Source organism: Spirosoma endbachense (genome assembly GCF_010233585.1).
GTDB lineage: Bacteria > Bacteroidota > Bacteroidia > Cytophagales > Spirosomataceae > Spirosoma > Spirosoma endbachense.
In genome coordinates, this window is record NZ_CP045997.1 from 5,056,073 (window position 1) to 5,075,041 (window position 18,969).

13 protein-coding genes are annotated in these 18,969 nt (G+C 49.3%); 3 read left to right on the forward strand and 10 right to left on the reverse strand.

Annotation, left to right across the window (positions count from 1 at the left end; genetic code table 11):
- Window positions 1-137: 137 nt before the first annotated feature.
- Window positions 138-1,175 (reverse strand): aldose 1-epimerase, encoded by a 1,038-nt coding sequence (locus GJR95_RS20380; RefSeq protein ID WP_162387611.1) that lies wholly within the window; start codon window positions 1,173-1,175, stop codon window positions 138-140.
- Window positions 1,176-1,658: 483 nt separating this feature from the next.
- On the opposite strand from GJR95_RS20380, the gene GJR95_RS20385 reads away from it, so the two are divergent.
- The gene (locus GJR95_RS20385; protein WP_162387612.1) at window positions 1,659-3,143 is read left to right on the forward strand and encodes an arabinose isomerase; all 1,485 of its coding nucleotides are present in this window, start codon (window positions 1,659-1,661) and stop codon (window positions 3,141-3,143) included.
- A 165-nt stretch (window positions 3,144-3,308) separates the two neighbouring features.
- Here the strand turns inward: GJR95_RS20385 and GJR95_RS20390 are convergent, their stop codons facing one another.
- The 6 genes from GJR95_RS20390 to GJR95_RS20415 all read right to left on the reverse strand — a co-directional run bounded on the left by GJR95_RS20390 (window position 3,309) and on the right by GJR95_RS20415 (window position 12,953).
- Window positions 3,309-5,315, reverse strand: a complete 2,007-nt coding sequence (locus GJR95_RS20390; RefSeq protein ID WP_162387613.1) for an FAD-dependent oxidoreductase — start codon at window positions 5,313-5,315, stop codon at window positions 3,309-3,311.
- A gap of 14 nt (window positions 5,316-5,329) precedes the next feature.
- Window positions 5,330-6,052: an SGNH/GDSL hydrolase family protein gene (locus tag GJR95_RS20395; RefSeq protein WP_162387614.1), complete on the reverse strand. Its 723-nt coding sequence runs from the start codon at window positions 6,050-6,052 to the stop codon at window positions 5,330-5,332.
- A gap of 192 nt (window positions 6,053-6,244) precedes the next feature.
- The gene (locus tag GJR95_RS20400) at window positions 6,245-7,678 is read right to left on the reverse strand and encodes a RagB/SusD family nutrient uptake outer membrane protein (RefSeq protein ID WP_162387615.1); all 1,434 of its coding nucleotides are present in this window, start codon (window positions 7,676-7,678) and stop codon (window positions 6,245-6,247) included.
- 80 nt (window positions 7,679-7,758) lie between these two features.
- On the reverse strand, window positions 7,759-11,232 hold the full coding sequence (locus GJR95_RS20405; protein ID WP_162387616.1) for a SusC/RagA family TonB-linked outer membrane protein: 3,474 nt from the start codon (window positions 11,230-11,232) through the stop codon (window positions 7,759-7,761).
- Entirely contained in the window at window positions 11,229-12,248 is a 1,020-nt protein-coding gene (locus tag GJR95_RS20410; RefSeq protein WP_162387617.1) for a FecR family protein, read from the reverse strand. Before GJR95_RS20410 ends, GJR95_RS20405 begins: the two co-directional genes overlap by 4 nt.
- Before the next feature lie 24 nt (window positions 12,249-12,272).
- The gene (locus GJR95_RS20415; protein ID WP_232541256.1) at window positions 12,273-12,953 is read right to left on the reverse strand and encodes an RNA polymerase sigma-70 factor; all 681 of its coding nucleotides are present in this window, start codon (window positions 12,951-12,953) and stop codon (window positions 12,273-12,275) included.
- Window positions 12,954-14,162: 1,209 nt separating this feature from the next.
- Between GJR95_RS20415 and GJR95_RS20420 the strand changes: the two genes are divergently transcribed.
- The gene (locus GJR95_RS20420; RefSeq protein WP_162387618.1) at window positions 14,163-15,233 is read left to right on the forward strand and encodes a phosphatidylinositol-specific phospholipase C1-like protein; all 1,071 of its coding nucleotides are present in this window, start codon (window positions 14,163-14,165) and stop codon (window positions 15,231-15,233) included.
- A 51-nt stretch (window positions 15,234-15,284) separates the two neighbouring features.
- Here the strand turns inward: GJR95_RS20420 and GJR95_RS20425 are convergent, their stop codons facing one another.
- Window positions 15,285-16,532 carry an alkaline phosphatase family protein gene (locus GJR95_RS20425; protein WP_162387619.1) on the reverse strand — a complete coding sequence of 416 codons (1,248 nt, stop codon included), beginning with the start codon at window positions 16,530-16,532 and terminating at the stop codon, window positions 15,285-15,287.
- A gap of 436 nt (window positions 16,533-16,968) precedes the next feature.
- Here GJR95_RS20425 and GJR95_RS20430 point away from each other — a divergent pair, with 436 nt between their 5' ends.
- On the forward strand, window positions 16,969-17,889 hold the full coding sequence (locus GJR95_RS20430; protein ID WP_162387620.1) for a hypothetical protein: 921 nt from the start codon (window positions 16,969-16,971) through the stop codon (window positions 17,887-17,889).
- Between the two features lie 28 nt (window positions 17,890-17,917).
- Here the strand turns inward: GJR95_RS20430 and GJR95_RS20435 are convergent, their stop codons facing one another.
- Window positions 17,918-18,709 (reverse strand): TIGR02757 family protein, encoded by a 792-nt coding sequence (locus GJR95_RS20435; RefSeq protein WP_394369997.1) that lies wholly within the window; start codon window positions 18,707-18,709, stop codon window positions 17,918-17,920.
- Window positions 18,706-18,918 (reverse strand): hypothetical protein, encoded by a 213-nt coding sequence (locus GJR95_RS20440; protein ID WP_162387621.1) that lies wholly within the window; start codon window positions 18,916-18,918, stop codon window positions 18,706-18,708. The genes GJR95_RS20435 and GJR95_RS20440 overlap by 4 nt, the downstream gene beginning before the upstream one ends.
- Between the last annotated feature and the right edge of the window lie 51 nt (window positions 18,919-18,969).

The following is an 18,969-nucleotide window of genomic DNA, read 5'->3' on the forward strand; positions in this document are numbered from 1 at the left end:
ACTTATGATATACAAACAAACCGTGGCACGGCTATACGGCTCGAAGCGAAAGGCTAAAGCCTGGCCCAGCAAGAAATGGTTGCCTGATCTGTTTGCCAGCGTCTGGCAGCCAATGGCTAGTATCAGACAATTTGAGGCTACTCCAGTCGAACCCACATCGAGCCGCTAAAAATTTCGCCGGGGTTTAGAATGACTAAGCCTTCACCGTTATTGAATGAATCAACGTTGGCCGTCAGCGGTTCAATGGCAATGCTATCACGTCGGGTAGGGGTGTAGCAAACCAGATAATTTAGCTTTCCCTCGCCCGTTTCCTGACCTATTACCAGTTTGACCCCCGCCTGAGGTGAATCCAGAACAGTTTCGGCAAAACTGATTCCATCGGGTGTTATACCCGTTGGTTCAATGATGAAGGGTGTATCGAACTGGCGATCCCGAAGAGCTACCGTTTCTGAGGCATCCGCTGGCTGACGTCCATTGGGAATCATATCGCCATCCAACACAATGGCTGATCTCGCTGGCAATGTTAGCGTTAGCTCGTCAACTGACTCGCTGGTAAAGGTGAAATACGGGTGCCAGCCAAATGCTACCGGGCACCGGGTTGTACCCGTGTTGAGGGCGGAATAGGAGATGCGCAATGCACATAACCGGTCTTCTGAGGGGTTACTGCCAAGCGTTAACCAATCGGCGCGGGTTAGTTCGTAGGTGACTGTCAGCGCAAACGGAAACGGATAACCAACTGTATCTCCGGCATAATCATATCGTAGCGTAAGACTGGCGTGATTGGGTGTAGTTTCCTGATTGACAACGCTAAACTGCCGACCGTGAACAAAGCCATGAAGGGCATTGTCACGACTGGCTTCATTCATTTTCAGCGCATATTTTTCCCCCTCGAATGCGTAAATGCCATGCCGGATTCGACTCGGAAAGGGAAAGAGCAAAGCACTTGCGTACGACTCGTCGGCAAGCAGGGCCTGGGGCGATTCGGGCGCTTTGAGTAACGCGAAGAGGTGGTTGCTCCGACGAAGTACCAAACGCCGGAGAATACCGCCAAACTCCGGGATAATGGTAGCAAATTCACCCGTTCCTGCGTATTGGAGGATGTATTCGGTTAGTGGTTTGCGATCCGAAGGCAGCGGTAACGGACCAAATGGCTGGGTCGTAATCGTAAATGACATACAATCTTGGTAAATAAGGACGGTACTTTAGGTAAGTACTCAGGCGGCTATTTTGTTTCTTTTCTTTATTAAAAAAAACAGCACCCGATCAATCTGACACCAAGAAGGACAATCGATTTAATAAAATTGTAATTAAACCTATAAGGTTTCAAAAACCTTATAGGTTTGTAATCAGCAATTCCGGTATTGCAGTTGCTGGTTTTGCGAAACCACCAGCTATTTACTGGATACGGCCTGATTATAGTAAAACTAATATCCATTCACAAGGTACTGCGTTTGAGGATGATGCATGGTATGGCCTACCGTAAGAATGCCAACACCTGGTTTGGAGCTGCATTGACGTATTTACGGTATGGCTCCCTATAAAAAAGTGCAAAAGAATAGCCCGAAGAACCATTCGTTTCGTCTGCCTGAAAGTTTACTTTTGATTAAAATTGGACTGGAAATGAAGAGTTTACCCCTGGAGTTTAGCTTTTAGATACTATGCCACAAAATGCAATCACTTCCCGGTTTGACGGATTTGATAAACCGAATCGCCAGAATTTTTACGCGCTCAAAGTCGGTTTATTTGGCATTGGTTTAGAAGCCTACTGGGCGCAATTTGATGGGTTGCAGGCCCGTCTGGAAGGCTATCTCAACGAACTGGATGCAAAAATGCGCCGACCTGCCGTTGAGATAATCAACCTGGGCATGATCGATACGCCCGAAAAAGCATTGATCGCCGGGCATCAGTTTCGGCAGGCCGACGTAGATCTGATTTTTCTGTACGTCACGACCTATGCGCTTTCATCGACTGTGTTGCCGGTCGTCCGCCGGGCAAAGGTGCCGGTTGTTGTACTCAATCTGGCTCCCGAACCGGCCATTGGCTATCAGTGGTTTAACTCATTACACGACCGCACGCGTATGACAGGCGAGTGGCTGGCCTATTGCTCGGCTTGCCCGGTTCCTGAAATTGCCAGCGTCTTTAAGCGATCCAACATTCCGTTCTATCAGATTACGGGCATGCTTCGGAACGACCCGCTCGCCTGGAATGAGATCGATGAGTGGGTAGAAGCAGCTCGCGTAGCCAACGTAATGGCTCATAACCGACTGGGCGTGATGGGGAATTACTATGGCGGCATGCTCGACATTTACTCGAATCTCACCCTACACAGTTCGGTGTTTGGCGGACATATTGAAATGATTGAAGTCGATCAGTTATCGGCTCTACGAAAAGACGTGACAGATGAAGAAATTCGGGAGCGGGTGACTCTCTTTTTCGAAACGTTTGACGTACAGGACGATTGTACAGTCCCTGAGCTGGAACGGGCGGCCCGGACTTCCATTGCGCTCGATCGGTTAGCACAGGAGCTTGATTTAGGTTCGCTGGCTTACTATTATAAAGGAACAGGTAATCCGTGGAATGAAGACACAATGAGTTCGGTCATTCTGGGCAATTCGCTACTGACTGCCAGGGGTATACCCGTTGCGGGAGAGTACGAGGTCAAGAATGTGCAGGCCATGAAAATTATGGATTCATTCGGGGTTGGTGGCTCCTTTACCGAATATTACGCCATGGATTTTGCCGACGATGTCGTGTTAATGGGCCATGATGGCCCCGGTCACCTTGCCATTGCCGAAGGGAAAACCAAAGTACGACCACTCTATGTCTATCATGGCAAAGTTGGCAACGGATTATCCGTAGAAATGTCGGTTAAGCATGGGCCGGTAACCTTGCTGTCGGTTGTCGAAACGGTTGATGGTAAAATTCAGTTGCTTACCGCTGAAGCGGAATCGGTGCCGGGGCCGATTCTGGAAATTGGCAATACAAACAGTCGATACCGGTTTTCGATTGGTGCCCGCCGGTTCATTGAAGACTGGAACAGTCATGGACCGGCTCACCATTGTGCAGTGGGAGTAGGGCACATTGCGTCTAAGCTCAGGAAGCTTGGAGCACTACTGAATGTGGAAGTAGTGCAGGTTTGTTAGAAAGGCCACAAAACTCCTGAATAAGATAAGCCTTTCGCTCAGAGCCGTAGAGCCGTGCCACGGTTACTAATGATGGATAGACTAACCGTGGCACGGCTCTACGGCTCTGAGCGAAAGGACTATAAGATAAGAAAAACGACCTCCATGCGGCCTAAATAAAATTTCTCAGTTTGGTACAAACAGGACCGCATCGGCCACGACAATACCGTCGGCATCACTTGTAGAAACCTCAACGTAGCTTTTCTTATTCGGCGATAGCGCGAAAGATCCCAGCGACACCCATTCGCCCGATGTTTGCCCTTCGACCCGAATGTCTGATTCGCGGATCGTGATGGGTTTTGTCTGGTTACCATCCGAGACGATCAGGTTTGTTTTGCTGGAGGCTCCGGTTAGTTTGGGGAAATAGACATAGACCTGATAGTTACCCGCTTTTGTCACGGCGGGATTGAACCGTACCGTTTTTGGAGTCGGATTGGTCCCTGTCGTTGTAAAATAGCCAGGGCCATAAGCTCCCTTCGGATTGTTGTCTCGTGTCCATTCGCCCGTACGGGTAACCTGTGCCGGATCATCATTGTCGACCAGAATTTCGGGTGTACTGCCGTCGGCTAATGGATTCGTTTTGAGCTCATTCTGAAGCTTCTTTACATCAATAGCCTGCACCGATGTTTTGCCGTCGATGGCCATACTGGCCGCCACAGCCGATGACTGAGCCAGCACCATAAAGACGGGTTCCATCCGAATTGACCCGTAGGCAATATGGGTAGCTGAGAGGCAAACGGGTACTAATAGATTTTTGCATTCAGCTTCTTTTGGAATCAGGCATCGGTATGAAATCGGGTAGGGCGGAAAGCCCCCTACCTGAACATCCCCTTCATTCTTAACCATTTTTACGCCGTTTTTCTCGACAACCAGCCGTTGGCAATTGTGCGAATCCATGGTATAAGCGGCCATACCAACGCCATCTTTGACAACCTCCCGGCCCTGACAGTTAGCCTGTGTCATCACGTAGTCGCCAATCATACGCCGGGCTTCGCGCACGTACATCTGGGTCGACCAGTTGCCCGAATCGGTGTATTCATCTTTCGGATAGCCCAATTTGAGCATCTCCGTCTGAATGTCTTTACGCATACGCGGATCGTGCCCGATGAAGTACAACAGCCCCTTGTTATACAGTTCGTGCTCCCGCTGAATGGCCGCCCGACGTTCGTAACTGGCCTCTGGGAAGTCGTAATTTACACCGATCATGTCGGTAGAAAACGGGCCGTTGTTGTTAATATCCGTTTTCTGATTGGGCATCCGGTCGGGTTTCAGAATGGTATTAAAGGCTAGTTTGGGATTCTTTTCGATAGCTCGCAGCAGAAGCTCATACCGGGTTGGGTCGTACCCTTCTGGTTGGGTGATCGGAATCATGTTGGCCGGATCGCCGGTCAGGCAGATACGGAAATTATACGCCTGAACCTGTTTGTTGCCTGTTCCCGTCGGAACGATCTGAGCTGTACTGATGCCCCAGAGCAGACCACTTTCAGGTTTGCCCGGTACTTTATAGGGGTCGACACCATCCGCAAACTGGTGTTTGTCAAGTAATTGAAAACCGTTGTAGGTTTCGCCGTAAGCCTTGTTGTCTTCGCGACCAACAGTGTAGTTGACACCAGCCTGAGCCATCAGATCACCCTCATACGTACAATCGAGAAAGACTTTGGCATTGATCACCCGAGACGGAGCCGAACCCGTCGATGGTTCAACCGTAATGCTTTGAATGGACCCGTTTAGTTTTTTTACCGATGCCAGCCGATACGCATACAGGACGTTGACATCGGCGCGTTTGACATACTGGTTGAAGAGGTCTTCTGCAACATGGGGTTCGAAAATCCATTGCTCAAATTTGCCGTAGTGTTTCCCAATCTGGCGGTAGTAGTCGCGGGCGATGCCCGAAATCGCGTATTTATTGCCAATATCGGTATAGCCCAGTCCACCCGTGGTCAGTCCGCCAAGATGCCGTCCGGGTTCAACCAGGATGACCGATTTGCCCATCTTTTTGGCCGTATAAGCGGCAATCACACCGGCGGATGAACCACCATAAATGCATATATCGACCGTTGTGGGTGCCGTTTGGGCAAGCGTAAGCGGACTGAAAAATGGAACGAAAGCGAAAAGAATAAGCAGTTTTTTCATGCGGAACGGAATGATTAAGACGCTACTAATTTCTGGAGGTGGGACGGGTAATTCTGGCCGTTTCCATCCCCAATGGTGATGCTATCGCCAAAGCAGACGATACGGTTTTTGATCAGCTGACTTTGGGTCAGAAACGTGTAAATGGCAACGGCCATCGTACGGTAACCTTCGGGAGTCGGGTGAAGCCCATCCGTTTTCTGGCTGTTGGCTTCATTTTTGATCAGACTACTGGCTTCCAGACCAATATTGCCTACTTTCTCAAAAATATGACCCATGTCCAGCAATGGGAATCTGTTGTCGGTGGCCACCTTTCGAATGGTATCATTCACCTTCATTCTGCGCGCGGTGTACCCTTCTGGCTGGTAAAATTTAGGATTGTGCCGGGTCATTAAGTATGGCTCATAAGCGGGCAGAATCGTCATGAGCATAACCTGACTTTGGACAGCTACCAACTTTGAGCAGATCGTTCGAAGGTTCTGCTCATAATCGGGAAGCGGAACGTATTTTTTGCTGTTCATGTCGTTGGTACCTATCATCAGAATGGTCAGGTTGGGCCGCTGTGCCAGACAATCCTTATCGATCCGGGCCAGCAAATCGACCGTATTGTTGCCGCCAATTCCCGCGTTGATAATGGCCGGGCTTTGATCTGCCAATGGACTCTCATTACCAGAAAATGAAAGCTGGTGCGCAAACGGAGCAATGGCCAGTGTGCTTTGTATAAACGTTCGACGTTGCATGATTCAGTTTTCAGGAGATTCGTTTTCAGTGCATAACAGGCGGGGTAGCCCGGCGTTAGCTACTGAAAACTAACCCGCTGAAAATGATACACTCAATTACAGGCTATGGCTGAGAGTGGCCGCCTGGAGCCGTGCCACGGTTACTAATGTGCGTAAACAAACCATGGCACGGCTCGAAGCCAAAGGACTACATTAATAACCCGGATTTTGTGTTAACTGCGGATTGACATCACGTTCGGTTTGTGGAATCGGGAATAGGTAGTGCCGTTCTTCAACTATAATGGTTGGGTTCTGGGCTTTCATGGCACTGATTAGCCGTTTCGTGCGAGACAGATCATACCAGCGGTGCCCTTCGAAGGCTAGTTCCAGCCGACGTTCCAGCAGCAGGCTATCCCGAAACTGAGCCTGATTCAGGTTCGCCGTCAGATTGGGTAGCCCCGCCCGGTTGCGAATACGATTAATGGTTGTATACGCTTCGGCATTGTTCGCACCCTGTTCATTTAGGGCTTCAGCATACATCAACAGTACGTCGGGATAACGGATAATGGGATAATTGTTCCCGCCATCGCTGGTTCCCGTTGAGGCTGGGTCGAGGTATTTATAGACGTAACAGGGAAACAAAACGCTGGCCGGAGCCGCCGGAGTCGTTGTTAGTGAGTAAAGTTTTAGCGTTACGTTTCGCCGTTTGTCGTCGGCGCGATAGGCTTTGTACAAATTGTCGGTAGCCGGATCATCGCCAAAACCGGCTACGCCATTGACACGGTCAAAATTTGGCCGCATGTAGCCTTGCATCAAACTTCCCTCGTTGAAGCCTCCGCTTAGGGCCTGCATTTCAAACACCGCTTCTTTCCCGTTTTTGTTTGCGATCAGGAAGGCATCGGCAAAGTTCGCCCATAAGTCATACACACCTAAATTGAGTACTTCCTTGGCCTTGGTCGATGCGTTTGTCCAATCCTGGCGGGTCAGATACACCTTCGCCAGAAATGCTTTGGCGGCTCCTTTGGTAGCCCGGCCTTTATCGGCGGTCGAATAGGTCGTTGGCAGTACGGTTTCGGCCTCAGTAAAATCCTGAACAATCAGTTTGTAGACATCATCTACGGATGCCCTGGAAACGGCTAAATTATTCAACGATGTTGTTTCAGCAGTGATAATAGGAACCCCGCCAAATAACCGAACCAGCGTAAAGTAATAAAAGCCACGCATGAACTTTGCCTCAGCTACGTATCGGGCTTTCAGGTCATTATCCATCGGGATAGCCGGTACGCGGGCAATTACCGCGTTGGCCCGGTTGATCGCCGAATACACCGTTGACCAGATTGACTGAAACGTGTTCGTTGCGGGTGTAAACGTGTATTTATCGAGGTCATTTTTGGGCTGGTTGGCCGTCGACCGACCATTACCCCATTCCGCATCGTCAGTAGCCTGATCCTGCAAAATCCACATGATCTGACCATACATATTGGCGTTATTCAGCGGATCATAAACCGCACTGACGGCTGCTTTGGCATCGTCGGCGTTTTTATAAAAATTCGCTGGTGTAAAACTCGATTCGGGCTTTTGATCCAGCACTTCGCAGGACGTCATCGCGCCGAGTAGAAGAAGGGTAACGACTATGTGTTTTTTCATGGCTTATGACATAATTAACGAACAATGAATAATGGGTAAGTCATTGAATATCCATTCTCAATTGCTCATGATCCATTCAATTAGAATCCTACATTAAGTCCAAACAGGATCGTTTTCGCTGCGGGGTAGCTGGCATAGTCAAAGCCCTGGCTGCGACTGTCCTGACCAAAGCGGTTTACTTCCGGATCGTAGCCCGAATAACTTGTCCAGGTCAGGTAGTTCTGCGCCGTTGCATAGACCCGTAGCGACTGAATTTTCAGGGTTTTCAGGGCCGATGCGGGTAAGTTGTAGGCTAACTGAATGTTCTTTAAGCGCAGGTACGAGCCATCTTCAATCTGGCGGGTTGATACGCGGTTGGCCGGACGGGTTGTTGAGGCCCGTGGAATATCGGTGTTGGTATTGGTCGGCGTCCACCGATTCAGTACGTCCCGATCCTGATTCGTCGTAGCGTTCAGGTATTCCAGCTCATAACGGTTCGCATTCAGAATGTTATTTCCATAAACGCCCTGGAAGAAAGCGGTCAGCTCCACGCCTTTATACGAGAACGTATTGCTGATGCCACCGATGAACTTGGGTTGTGCCCGGCCAATTATCGTACGGTCGTTATCATCGATCTTTTTATCGCCATTCAGATCGAGGTATTTACGGTCGCCGGGTTTCCTGGCCTGCGGATCAGCCAGTGCCGTCAGTTCGTCGGTCGTTTGGTAGAGCCCGTTGGTGACGTAGCCAAAAAATGACCCTAATGGCTCACCGACCCGGATGATTCCTGAATTCAGTCCTTGCCCGATGTTGGCGACACTCCCCGCAAAAATTTGTGGTGTCCCCCCAATATCAAGCACTTTATTGCGATTAAGGGCAAAATTTACGTCAGTACTCCATTTGAAGGCACCGTCTATATTCCGCGATGAAATACTAAGCTCGATCCCTTTGTTTTCGACTTTTCCGAGGTTTTTGATGGCGCTCGAGAAGCCCGATGTACTGGGAACCGTTACGTTCAGCAGCAAGTCTTTCGTGCGTTTCAGGTACACATCGGCTGTCAGCGTGATTCGATTATTCAGGAAACCAACATCCACGCCCAGATCGGCCTGTGTGGTGGTTTCCCAGGATAGATCAGGGTTCGCAATCTGATTTGGCCCCAGACCCGTTGAAACAGTATTGCCAAAAACGTAATTCTGAGTGGCCAGCAACGAATAGGCAGGGTAGTTGCCAACACCATCCTGATTACCGGTAGAGCCGTAGGTAGCCCGCAGTTTCAGGTCATTGACTACCCGATTATTTTTCATAAACCCTTCTTCCGATACCCGCCAGGCGAGGGCTGCCGATGGAAAGTAGCCATACTGTTTGTTAGCCCCAAAGCGCGATGAACCGTCACTTCGGAACGAAGCTGTTAGCAGGTACTTATCTTTATAACCATAATTGATACGGGCCAGATAGGATTGCAGACCCCAGGTGCCAATTCCCGACGAAGGGGTTAGCGGTACGGAACCCGACGCAAGATTGCTCGATCCTAAGTTGTCATTCACGAAGTTACGGGCCTGAGCCTGACTGTTTTCGGTACGATTGGCCTGTTGTGTGTAGCCAAGTAAGGCCGTTACATTATGTACACTGTTGAAGGTGCGCGTATAAGTCAGCAGGTTTTCATTCAGCCAGGTCACGGATTGGCTATTGAAAATCGAAGCGGCTCCGCCCTGCGCCAGTCCACTCGACACCGAGCGGGGGAGGTAAGAATCCTGCTTCTGAAGAATTCCATCCATACCCAGCGATACGCGCAGGTTCAGTCCATCAAGTATCTGATAGTCGCCGAAGACGTTACCAAAAATACGATAGGCTGTTGTCCGGTTCTTATTATCGCGGGCCAGCGCAACGGGGTTGTCGGCGGTAAAGGGCAAAGCCGGGTCCGTCAGCAAATAGGTACCATCGGCATTGCGCACCGGCAGGATCGGTGGGAATTGAAGCGCGGCAATGGTCACTAAACCCGCACTGCCTAAGTCACCATCGGAACGGGCCTGATTCGTAACAGTTCTGTTGATCGTCAGGCTATTACCGATTTTTATTTTATTAGTAAGCTTTCGGTCCAGATTGGTTCGGAAGGAATACCGGTCGAAATCGGAGTTGACAATAATACCTCCCTGTTTAAAGTAACCACCCGCAATGGCGTACTGCGTTTTTTCGTCACCACCGCTAAACGAGAGTTGGTAATTGGCCATTGGTGCCTGCTGGAAAATCTCGTCCTGCCAGTCGGTACCCTGACCAAAAGCATCGACCTGCGCCTGCGAATAAACTGCTGGTCGGCCTTCGTTAGTATTGGCATCATTCACAAACTGGGCATATTCCCGACCGTTCAGGACCGGGTATTTCCGACGGACCTGCTGGATACCGTAATACGTTTCAAAATTGATGGTCGACTTACCCGCTTTGCCCCGTTTGGTGGTGATGATCACCACACCATTCGATCCCCGTGATCCGTAAATAGCTGTAGATGAGGCATCTTTTAACACCGAAATCGACTCGATATCACTAGGGTTGAGTGTGCTCAATACATTGAAACTGCCGCCACTACTGGCTCCATCATTTTTAAACGGAATACCGTCGATGACGTATAGCGGCTCGTTATCACCCTGAATCGAGTTACCACCCCGGATGCGTATGCTTGTTGTGCCGCCTGGAGCGCCGGAGTTCTGGGTAATCTGTACACCAGCCGCCCGGCCCTGCAATGCCTGATCGAGTGAGGTTACCGCTACTTTACGGATTTCTTCAACGGGTACGCTGGCGACAGAACCCGTCAGGTCGCTCTTTTTGACCTGACCATAGCCGACAACGACCACCTCATTCAGCGACTTGGTGTCGGGTTGGAGCTTTACATCGAGTGTAGATTGGTTGCCGACGACCTGTTCCTGGCTGACGTAACCGACGAAACTAAATACGAGCGTAACGCCTTCGTTTGGAACATTGATCTGATAGCGGCCCTGTGAGTCGGTCGTTGTGCCTCTGGGCGAGCCTTTAACAACGACGCTTACTCCGGGTAACGCTTCGCCGATTTCGCCCGTAACCCGACCACTCACCCGAACATCCATTGGGGTAGATTCGGTCAACTGAACACCTTGCAGATTCGCCAGACCCACTAATGGAACCGGCGCAGTTGCGGCCATCGTGGTTGGTTCTGGTTGGCTGGCCGCTGTTTTTTCGGCGTTTTTGGGTGGCAGAATCAGATACGCACCCGACCGCATTTTTTTAAACCGCAGCCCATAAGGCTTCAGAAGAAGATTGAGATTCGCTTCCAGCCGAACGGTCAGGTCGAGCGGTTCAAGCGGACTGAGGTGGCGTGCCACGACTGATTCTTCAAACAGAATGTCTACACCATAATGCTCTTTTAACTGTAGAAGCGTCTGCTTCAGGGGTTGGTGGGCAATAATCAGGCTAGTCTCTTTGCCTGCCTGATTTTTGTTGGTAAGCTGAGTCGTTCGGGCAAAGGCCAGTGTTTGGGCTAAGGTTGGGCCATAGCCTACGCTTAGCAGCCAACCCGTTACCAGCGCGAGGGGTATCGATTTTCTCATTGAGTGATTTGGGTTTCGGAAGCAGTTGAAAAAACTAAATGTTGATCGCGATGACTGACCCGAAGGCCAAGTAATTCGGCGAGAGCTTCAGCCAGTTCGTCGGAAGAACCCGCCCGGATGGTGCCGGTTAGTGTTCGTCGGGCCAGTGCCGGATCGGTGAGTTGAACACTCACACCAAAGACACGCTGGATCTGGTAAGCTACCTCACGCAGGGGCGTATCGTTGAAACTGAAAAGTCGGTAACGCCATTGAGCAAACCGGTTTGTGTCGGATCGTGCCTGGAGTTGTAAAGCGCCGTGTCCGTCGAGTGTAACCCGGTCGCCGGGTTTCATGAGCAGATTCTGTACGGGTTGGTCATTCGTTGCATAATGCAGATTGACCCTTCCTCGTTTTAGCACGACCTCCGCGCGTGTAGATCGGCTTCGTACCGAAAACTCCGTACCAAGTACCTCTACCGCCAATCCATCATGCGTGTGGACAACAAAAGGTTGATTGGTGGGAAGATGTTTTACATCGAAAACCGCATCGCCCGTCAGTGTTACCCGCCGGGAGAGCCAGCCGTAGCCAATGCGTGGCAGTTGTATGGATGAGTTGCTATTCAGGGCCACAGTTGAACCATCGGGCAGATTTAGCGAGCGGAGCTGGTGTGGGCCGGTCGTAATAGTCGAATACAAGAGCGATTCCCGGAACAGCCAGCCGCTGGTAAATAGCGTAAGCGCAACCGTAGCCGCAACCAGCCATCGGCCAGGATGCCAGAACGGGAGAACTTCATCGGGGAGCACTCGTAACAACCGTGGCTGAACGTCGTTTGGCGTATCGAGTCGTTGCCGGAATTGACCGAGGTGAGTCGCCACATCAGGGGCATATTGTGGGTAGGTGCGTTCCCATTCGTCGAGCCACTGGAAATACATTTCCCGGTTTTCGGGACGGCTCAGCCATTCGCCGATGGCTTTCTGCTGAACCGACGTTGCCTGACCAGCGAAGTAGGTAAATAACAATTCTTTGGGAGGTTCCATGGTGAGAGGGTAAAGCGTTGAGCGTTATGACCAGGCCGCAATGAAGAGGAATCCCCAGCTTATCAGCTTTTGCTGGCGGAGCGATTGCCGAACCATTGAAATGGCGCGCAGAAGATGATTTTCAACCGTTTTGGGCGATAAGGCCATCTCTTCGGCAATTTCTTTGTAGGATTTACCCTCGAAGCGGCTTAACAGAAATACACGCTGCCGTTGGGGCGACAGCTGCTGAACCGCCTGTTCCAGCGCCCGATAGAGTTCGTCCTGTTGCAGAAGCCGGTCGGGTTGGGTGGTTTCGGTATCGGGCCGGTCGAGATCATCGGGTAAAGTTTCCTGCCGACCCAGTTCCCAACGCAGGCTGTTGTAGGCTTTATTCCGTACGGCCTGATACAGATAGGCCCGATAGGAACCCGTGATTTGCCGGTAAATTTCTTTCGTATAAAACGCGTAAAACAAGTCGGCAACCAGATCTTCGGCCAACTGCCGGTCATATACGAACCGTACGGCATGACTACACAACGGCGCGAAATACTGCCGAAAGAGCAACTCGCAGCCAAGCCTTGGATCAGTAGCGAACGCATTTCGGATAAACTGTTCGCTATCGACGGGCATGGGAGTTGGGGCTTCGGGGTCGCTCCGCAGCAAAGGCGTTGGCCCGGTAGGTGTCGGGTCGGTAGATCGCCGGAATGGAAATGCGTCAGCTGGCATCAAGTCGAAGGGTTTGGTAGAGGTAAGACAAGTTAGCCCTATCAAATCCCCCAATCAGTTTTTATTTTTTATTTATAAAATGCAAGATTATAACTTTAGGACTTTCGCTTTGAGCCGTGCCACGGTTACTGATGCTGCGCAAACAAACCGTGGCACGGCTCAAAGCGAAAGTCCTAAAATTGATAGAGACCCCAAGACTGAATTATTCAGAGCTCTAAATAAATCGCCTTTTTTGTAGTCTATTTATGTTTTAAGGTCACTAAATCATCGTGCCTTACTATATGGCCAATCGCGTAACAAGAATAAAGATCACGTTAAAACGGATACGCTAATTATAAACTTCGGACGTTTTAGCCATAACCTAAACCTGATGTTTCTTATGCGATCTGTCTTTTTCTTTGCTTTATTGAGCCCTGCAAGTAAAGTTAAAAGCCCAGTCCCCTGATCAATCGCTACCGTCGGGTCTAAAGCCACGAGTTGGCGTCACTTTACTTTCAGATGGCAAGCCGACAAATCAACAGACAGGAGTAAAGATTGGTAGTAAAGAAATCCGTTTTAATGCTTTACTGGATACGAAATCGGATGATTTTTTCAATGACTTCCAATCGGAAGTGTTAATTAAAAATGCAGAAGTCACCTTAGCACGAAATGGCCGCCGAATAGCTCAAGTAGACGTAACCGGTGGCCGATTATTTGCCGATTTTGTTCAACAAGCTCAACCAGCGGATCAGATAATAATTAAGTTTACGTTGATGGCGCAGCGAAAAAATGGAGAGTTACTACTCTTTCCTGAAAAACCAGTTTATACTTTTTCGATACGAGAGTGACTGATTAATACTAAATAAATGGCTTCCTTACACAGCTGATACTAAGCTATTTTAGCGTAGGAGAAAGGGCTAAATTTACAAAAGTTCGTTTCTTATTGATTCTTGAATTTATCAGCAAAAGCAGTCCAAGTGGTGTCAGTTTTAAGAAAATGACACGAAGAGGTTTTGAGAAACCTCGTCCTTCATGTCGGATACGGTTTATCAACTCGCAGGAGTCAGGTTTAAAAAACCTGACCTCACACCAAAGTGCATTCTACTCCTTAGCTTAACCTTTCACCCATAATAGGCAGGAGTTGTGGCAAGGCTAAGCACGCTAAATTTAACGTTTGCTTAACCCTGTCATCACTACCTTGCTGAGGTAAATGAATCGCTTTACATTTCTATGAAACGTCTCTCTTTTATCAGTCTACTGGTAGTTCTTCCCGCGTTTATTTCTATTGATCTGGATCGTTTGCCAATCAATAAAATTCAGGTGATTGGCTCACACAACAGCTATAAACAGGCTATCGATCCCGCCTTGTTGCGGACATTAAAGCAGGTCGATTCGTCGATGGTGAAATCAATCGACTACAGCCATATCGGTTTGTCAGACCAGCTTTCGATGGGGCTTCAAAACCTGGAGATCGATATTTATGCCGATATTAACGGCGGTAAATATGCGCATCCAAAAGGGCTCGACTGGGCCGGGAAAGACGCTCAAACTACGCCTTACGATCCGCAGGGTGTGATGAAGGAGCCTGGTTTTAAAGTATTTCACATTCAGGAAATAGATTTTCGCAGCAACTGCCTGACGTTTAAAAACTGTTTGCAGGAGTTAAAGAGCTGGTCTGATGCACACAAAGGGCATTATCCGGTCTTTATCACCATGAATGCGAAGGATGAACCGATTAATCGACCTGGATTTACGGTGCCTGAGAAGTTTACGGCGGAGGTGTATGACCAGTTAGATAAAGTAATAGTAGAAACCTTAGGAAAGCAATATCTGATTACGCCGGATGATGTTCGCGGTAGTGCCGAAACCTTGGAAAAAGCGGTATTGGCGGGCAAATGGCCAACGGTTGCGGCCGCCAAAGGCAAGTTTATGTTTGTGCTGGACGAAACAGGAGCGAAACGGGCAACCTACATTGAGGGACATCCATCGCTGAAAGGCCGGGTGTTGTTCACTAACTCGGAACCCGGTACACCCGAAGCTGCTTTTGTGATTCGAAACAATCCGATTAATGAGCTGGCCGCTATTCAGGATCTGGTCAAAAAGGGATACCTCGTTCGTACACGTGCTGACGCGGATACGAAGCAGGCTCGCCAGAACGATAAGCAAATGTTTGAAGCTGCCTGTAAATCAGGGGCGCAAATCATCACAACGGATTACTATATCAAGAGCAAACACTTCACCTCGGAGTACGTGATCAGTTTCGAGGATGGCAAATACATAAAGCGAAATCCGTTGCTGTAAGTCAGGTCCCAGTCTGGCGTTCAACGCCTAGCCAGACTGGGGCTTTTTTGATTATTTCTTCTCGCCAGAAACCACCCATCGATTGACCGTATTCGATGGCCCTTCCAGTACAATTTTGTAAAACGACGATGGTGTGTTGCGCGTGTCGATGACTACCTGTTCGTTTTTGAGCGGTATCTTGGCGATGAGCTTATAATCGTCTTTACCGCCGGTTTCGAAGGTATTGGTTGTCGTAAGCCACACGTTTACGGTTCCCGTTTGGGCGAGTGCTTTCCAGCTTACGGCCAGTTGATTTGGGCTTTGTTGTATTGTTGGTTCGGCAAGTGATAATGGCCCCGTCAGTGGAATTCCGTCAATTTCCCGGCTCAACTCCGTTGAGATCGAAACGTTCAAAAAACGAGCTATCGTGGGCATAATGTCTACCACAGCGGGTTGAAAATGCGTTGCATAGGCATTGAGCGCTGGTGTGTTCGTGATCAACCAGGTAGTGCGCTGCCGGGGCGATTGCCCGCCGTGATTCTTGCCCGTCTGTTCGTCTCTGCCATGATCGGTGGTAATGAAAATCTGCCACTCCTCACCGTGATTTTTTTGGCGATCGCGTATAGCTTCCCAGATCCGGCCAATTTCGCCATCCATTCGCTTAACGGCATTCACAAACTGCGGGCTGTCTCCGTAGCGATGGCCCATGTCGTCGGTATATTCAAGATAGACCCACGACAAATCGGGAGTCTGCGTTTTGAGGGATTCTACGGCATCTGAAACGACCTGATGATCGATTCGGGCCATGAAATCCCGTTCCTGATCGTGCGGAAATCGAACCGTATCGAGTTCGTACCCGTCGGTATGATAATCCAACTGGAGTTTCCCTGTTTGCGGAAGGCCTTCACCAACCAGTTTGGTGCGGTTGTCGAGCCAACTAGAGAATACAGCGATTTTCTTAGCAGGATATTGCTCTTTGAATAGCCGGAAAATAGTGGGGTAGTGGTAATTGGGCGCTTTGATACTATTGTCCCAAACGTTGTGTTTATTGACCCAGGTGCCTGTCAGCAAGCTGTTATAACCCACTGCCGAGATCGTTGGTGTCTGCGAATACGTGCCCTTTATGCCACCCACGTAAGCACGTTTGTAAGCACCCTGTTTGGCGATACTGTCCAGATTTGGGGTCGACTCCCGTTCAATGACATCCGCCGGAATACCGTCGACAATGATGAATAAAGCCTTTTTCGGCTTATTCTGAGCAATCAGAAGCGATACCGGAAAAAGCAGACAACTGATGAGCAGGCTATAAATTCGACACATAATTGAGGTAGGCAAGCGAATAAAAGATATGAGATGCTGAGTACTAAACGTTAGGTGGTTGCAGGTTGATTTTTCTTGCAAGCTTAAAACAGAATTTTAAAGAATAAAACCTCCTAAAGCCGTCGGGTGACCTCTGTTATTGTTGGTTTATGATTTAATCCTGAAGTTCACAATCTCATAAAGAACCGGTATGGGCGAGTTCTGGACATGATTTTTGCTCAGAGTCGTGCCGTTGTACCGTGAACTATGGTTTACTCGGGCCATTGGATGACCTCTAGTAAAAGGTATGCTTCAGGTAACTTGACGTAATGTTGAAGAAAAAAAGTATACTTTCCCGATATAAGTAGATTTCGTGGTACTGTTTTTGGTAGCCATGATGGGGAGCTAAGTTCATGGATAGCGAATGAAGTTTATTATTTTAGTAACAGTAGGGCTCATGGAGCTACTGAATAGTTGTCAGAAAACCCGTCAGACAACCACAGCGGAAACAAAGGACGATTCGTTGTCGTGGGTTCAGTATCGTGTTCATGATCTGGCGAATGACACCACATTGTTTGCGCAACCACAACAGGTTGGTGTTCTGACCGATTCTGATTTGCTGGAAACATCCGGTTTGGTAGCGAGCCGCCGAAATCCGGGGTATCTATGGGCCGAAGAAGACTCCGGTAATCCCAATGAAATTCAATTGCTGAACCAGAACGGAAAGGTGGTAGCTAGTTTCATCGTTGATGGAACAACCAACCGCGACTGGGAAGATATTGCGATTGGTGCCGGACCTGTAGCGGGCGAAACGTATTTGTATCTGGCTGATATTGGCGATAATAAGCACCAGTATTCCGAGAAAGTGATTTATCGTTTCCCCGAACCTACCGTTGTGGGGCAACGACTTCCTTACGAAGGGCACATCACAAATGCAGAAATCATTCGGTTGCAACTACCCGATGGTTCTCAAAATGCCGAAGCGATTTTGGTTGATTCAGCCACGAAAGACCTGTTTATTTTGTCGAAAGGTGAACGATCGCTGGTCTATCGGGCCGCGTACCCGCAATCGCTGACCCAAACCACTACAATGACTCGTGTGCTGGCCATACCTTTTAAGGATGTAACGTCAGCGGCTCTCTCACCCGATGGTAGCGAAATCCTGATCCGCACCTATGAGAAGCTATTTTATTACAGACGTCGCCCAGGTGAGTCGATAATAGATGCGCTCAAACGTGTTCCACTACGATTACCATTAGCCACTGAATTACAGGGTGAAGCGGTCGGTTGGGCAAGCAATGGGGCGGGCTATTACACAACGACCGAGGAACTGGACGGAGAACCTCAGATTATTTATTATTACGCTCGGAAAAAATAACCAGTTCCAAGAGGTTATACCCCGAAAACTACATTTCGCCTTCAACGCCGAGTCCAAACAAAGCGAAGTCATAGCGTACAGGATCGCCTGGGTCGAATTGACGGAGTGTGTCAGTAAGTTCGAGCGCGGCTTTCCAGTCGGTTTGCGGGCGACTGAGCAGGCCAAGTTTACGAGCTACCCGATTAACATGAACGTCGATCGGAATCACCAGCTGATCCGGGCGAAGGCGTGTCCAGATACCAAAATCAACACCACGATCGTCATGCCGAACCATCCAGCGCAAAAACATCAGCAGTCGTTTACACGACGAATTTCGGGCGGGTGTGGCAATATGCTTGCGCGTTCGCTCAGGAAAGAAATCGGCCAATCCACAGAAACGATCGTGGAAAATGATAAGATTGGCCTCAACCGTTGATCGGGCAACGGGATTGCCATTGGCTGGTACGAGCGGCAGAAACGCATCTTCCAGCGAGTCATTCTGTTGGTAATATTGGCGAAAAAAATGAAGGAAATAGAGCGCATCCGTAGCGTTAAAGGTGCGGTGCTTGAAGTTCAGAAACCGTTTCAGGTCGCTCTCCTCATGATGCCGGATGAAGTCGTAGGGTGCTCCATCCATTAGATCCAGCAATTCGGCTGACTTTTTCAAAATGACAGGACGCTGCCCCCAGGCCAGCACAGCCGCCCAGAACCCCATGATTTCGATGTCCTGTTTTCGGGAAAAGCGATGCGGAATACTGATCGGATCGCGTTCAATGAACGAAGGCCGATTATTACAATCGGCCTTCTGGTTGAGTAAATCGGAAAGCTCGGTGTGTGTCAATGTGATTTCCCCCCACTAACGACCCAGGCCATTGCCCGGGATATCCCCGAAAAAACGGCCAATAGCGTCGACATAACAAACGTGAATACCGCAATGAACGGATAAGCCAGCGTAAACATGATGCTGAATGTTACATAACCTGGTGAGGCTTTCATTTTCTTATCCCGTTCCCGAATGCGTCGGGCAATGCGTTCTTCTTTCGTTTCCATACTGACTTCACGGTTTGTATTCAGTTGTTCGCTGTAGCTACAAACTATAAA

What these genes read in the sequence shown, in the direction of transcription:
- GJR95_RS20390 (WP_162387613.1), bottom strand. Translation starts at nt 5,315, where the DNA reads ATGAAAAAACTGCTTATTCTTTTCGCTTTCGTTCCATTTTTCAGTCCG.
- GJR95_RS20430 (WP_162387620.1), top strand. Translation starts at nt 16,969, where the DNA reads ATGGAGCTACTGAATAGTTGTCAGAAAACCCGTCAGACAACCACAGCG.
- GJR95_RS20405 (WP_162387616.1), bottom strand. Translation starts at nt 11,232, where the DNA reads ATGAGAAAATCGATACCCCTCGCGCTGGTAACGGGTTGGCTGCTAAGC.
- GJR95_RS20400 (WP_162387615.1), bottom strand. Translation starts at nt 7,678, where the DNA reads ATGAAAAAACACATAGTCGTTACCCTTCTTCTACTCGGCGCGATGACG.
- GJR95_RS20410 (WP_162387617.1), bottom strand. Translation starts at nt 12,248, where the DNA reads ATGGAACCTCCCAAAGAATTGTTATTTACCTACTTCGCTGGTCAGGCA.
- GJR95_RS20420 (WP_162387618.1), top strand. Translation starts at nt 14,163, where the DNA reads ATGAAACGTCTCTCTTTTATCAGTCTACTGGTAGTTCTTCCCGCGTTT.
- GJR95_RS20385 (WP_162387612.1), top strand. Translation starts at nt 1,659, where the DNA reads ATGCCACAAAATGCAATCACTTCCCGGTTTGACGGATTTGATAAACCG.
- GJR95_RS20425 (WP_162387619.1), bottom strand. Translation starts at nt 16,532, where the DNA reads ATGTGTCGAATTTATAGCCTGCTCATCAGTTGTCTGCTTTTTCCGGTA.
- GJR95_RS20395 (WP_162387614.1), bottom strand. Translation starts at nt 6,052, where the DNA reads ATGCAACGTCGAACGTTTATACAAAGCACACTGGCCATTGCTCCGTTT.
- GJR95_RS20415 (WP_232541256.1), bottom strand. Translation starts at nt 12,953, where the DNA reads ATGCCAGCTGACGCATTTCCATTCCGGCGATCTACCGACCCGACACCT.
- GJR95_RS20380 (WP_162387611.1), bottom strand. Translation starts at nt 1,175, where the DNA reads ATGTCATTTACGATTACGACCCAGCCATTTGGTCCGTTACCGCTGCCT.
- GJR95_RS20440 (WP_162387621.1), bottom strand. Translation starts at nt 18,918, where the DNA reads ATGGAAACGAAAGAAGAACGCATTGCCCGACGCATTCGGGAACGGGAT.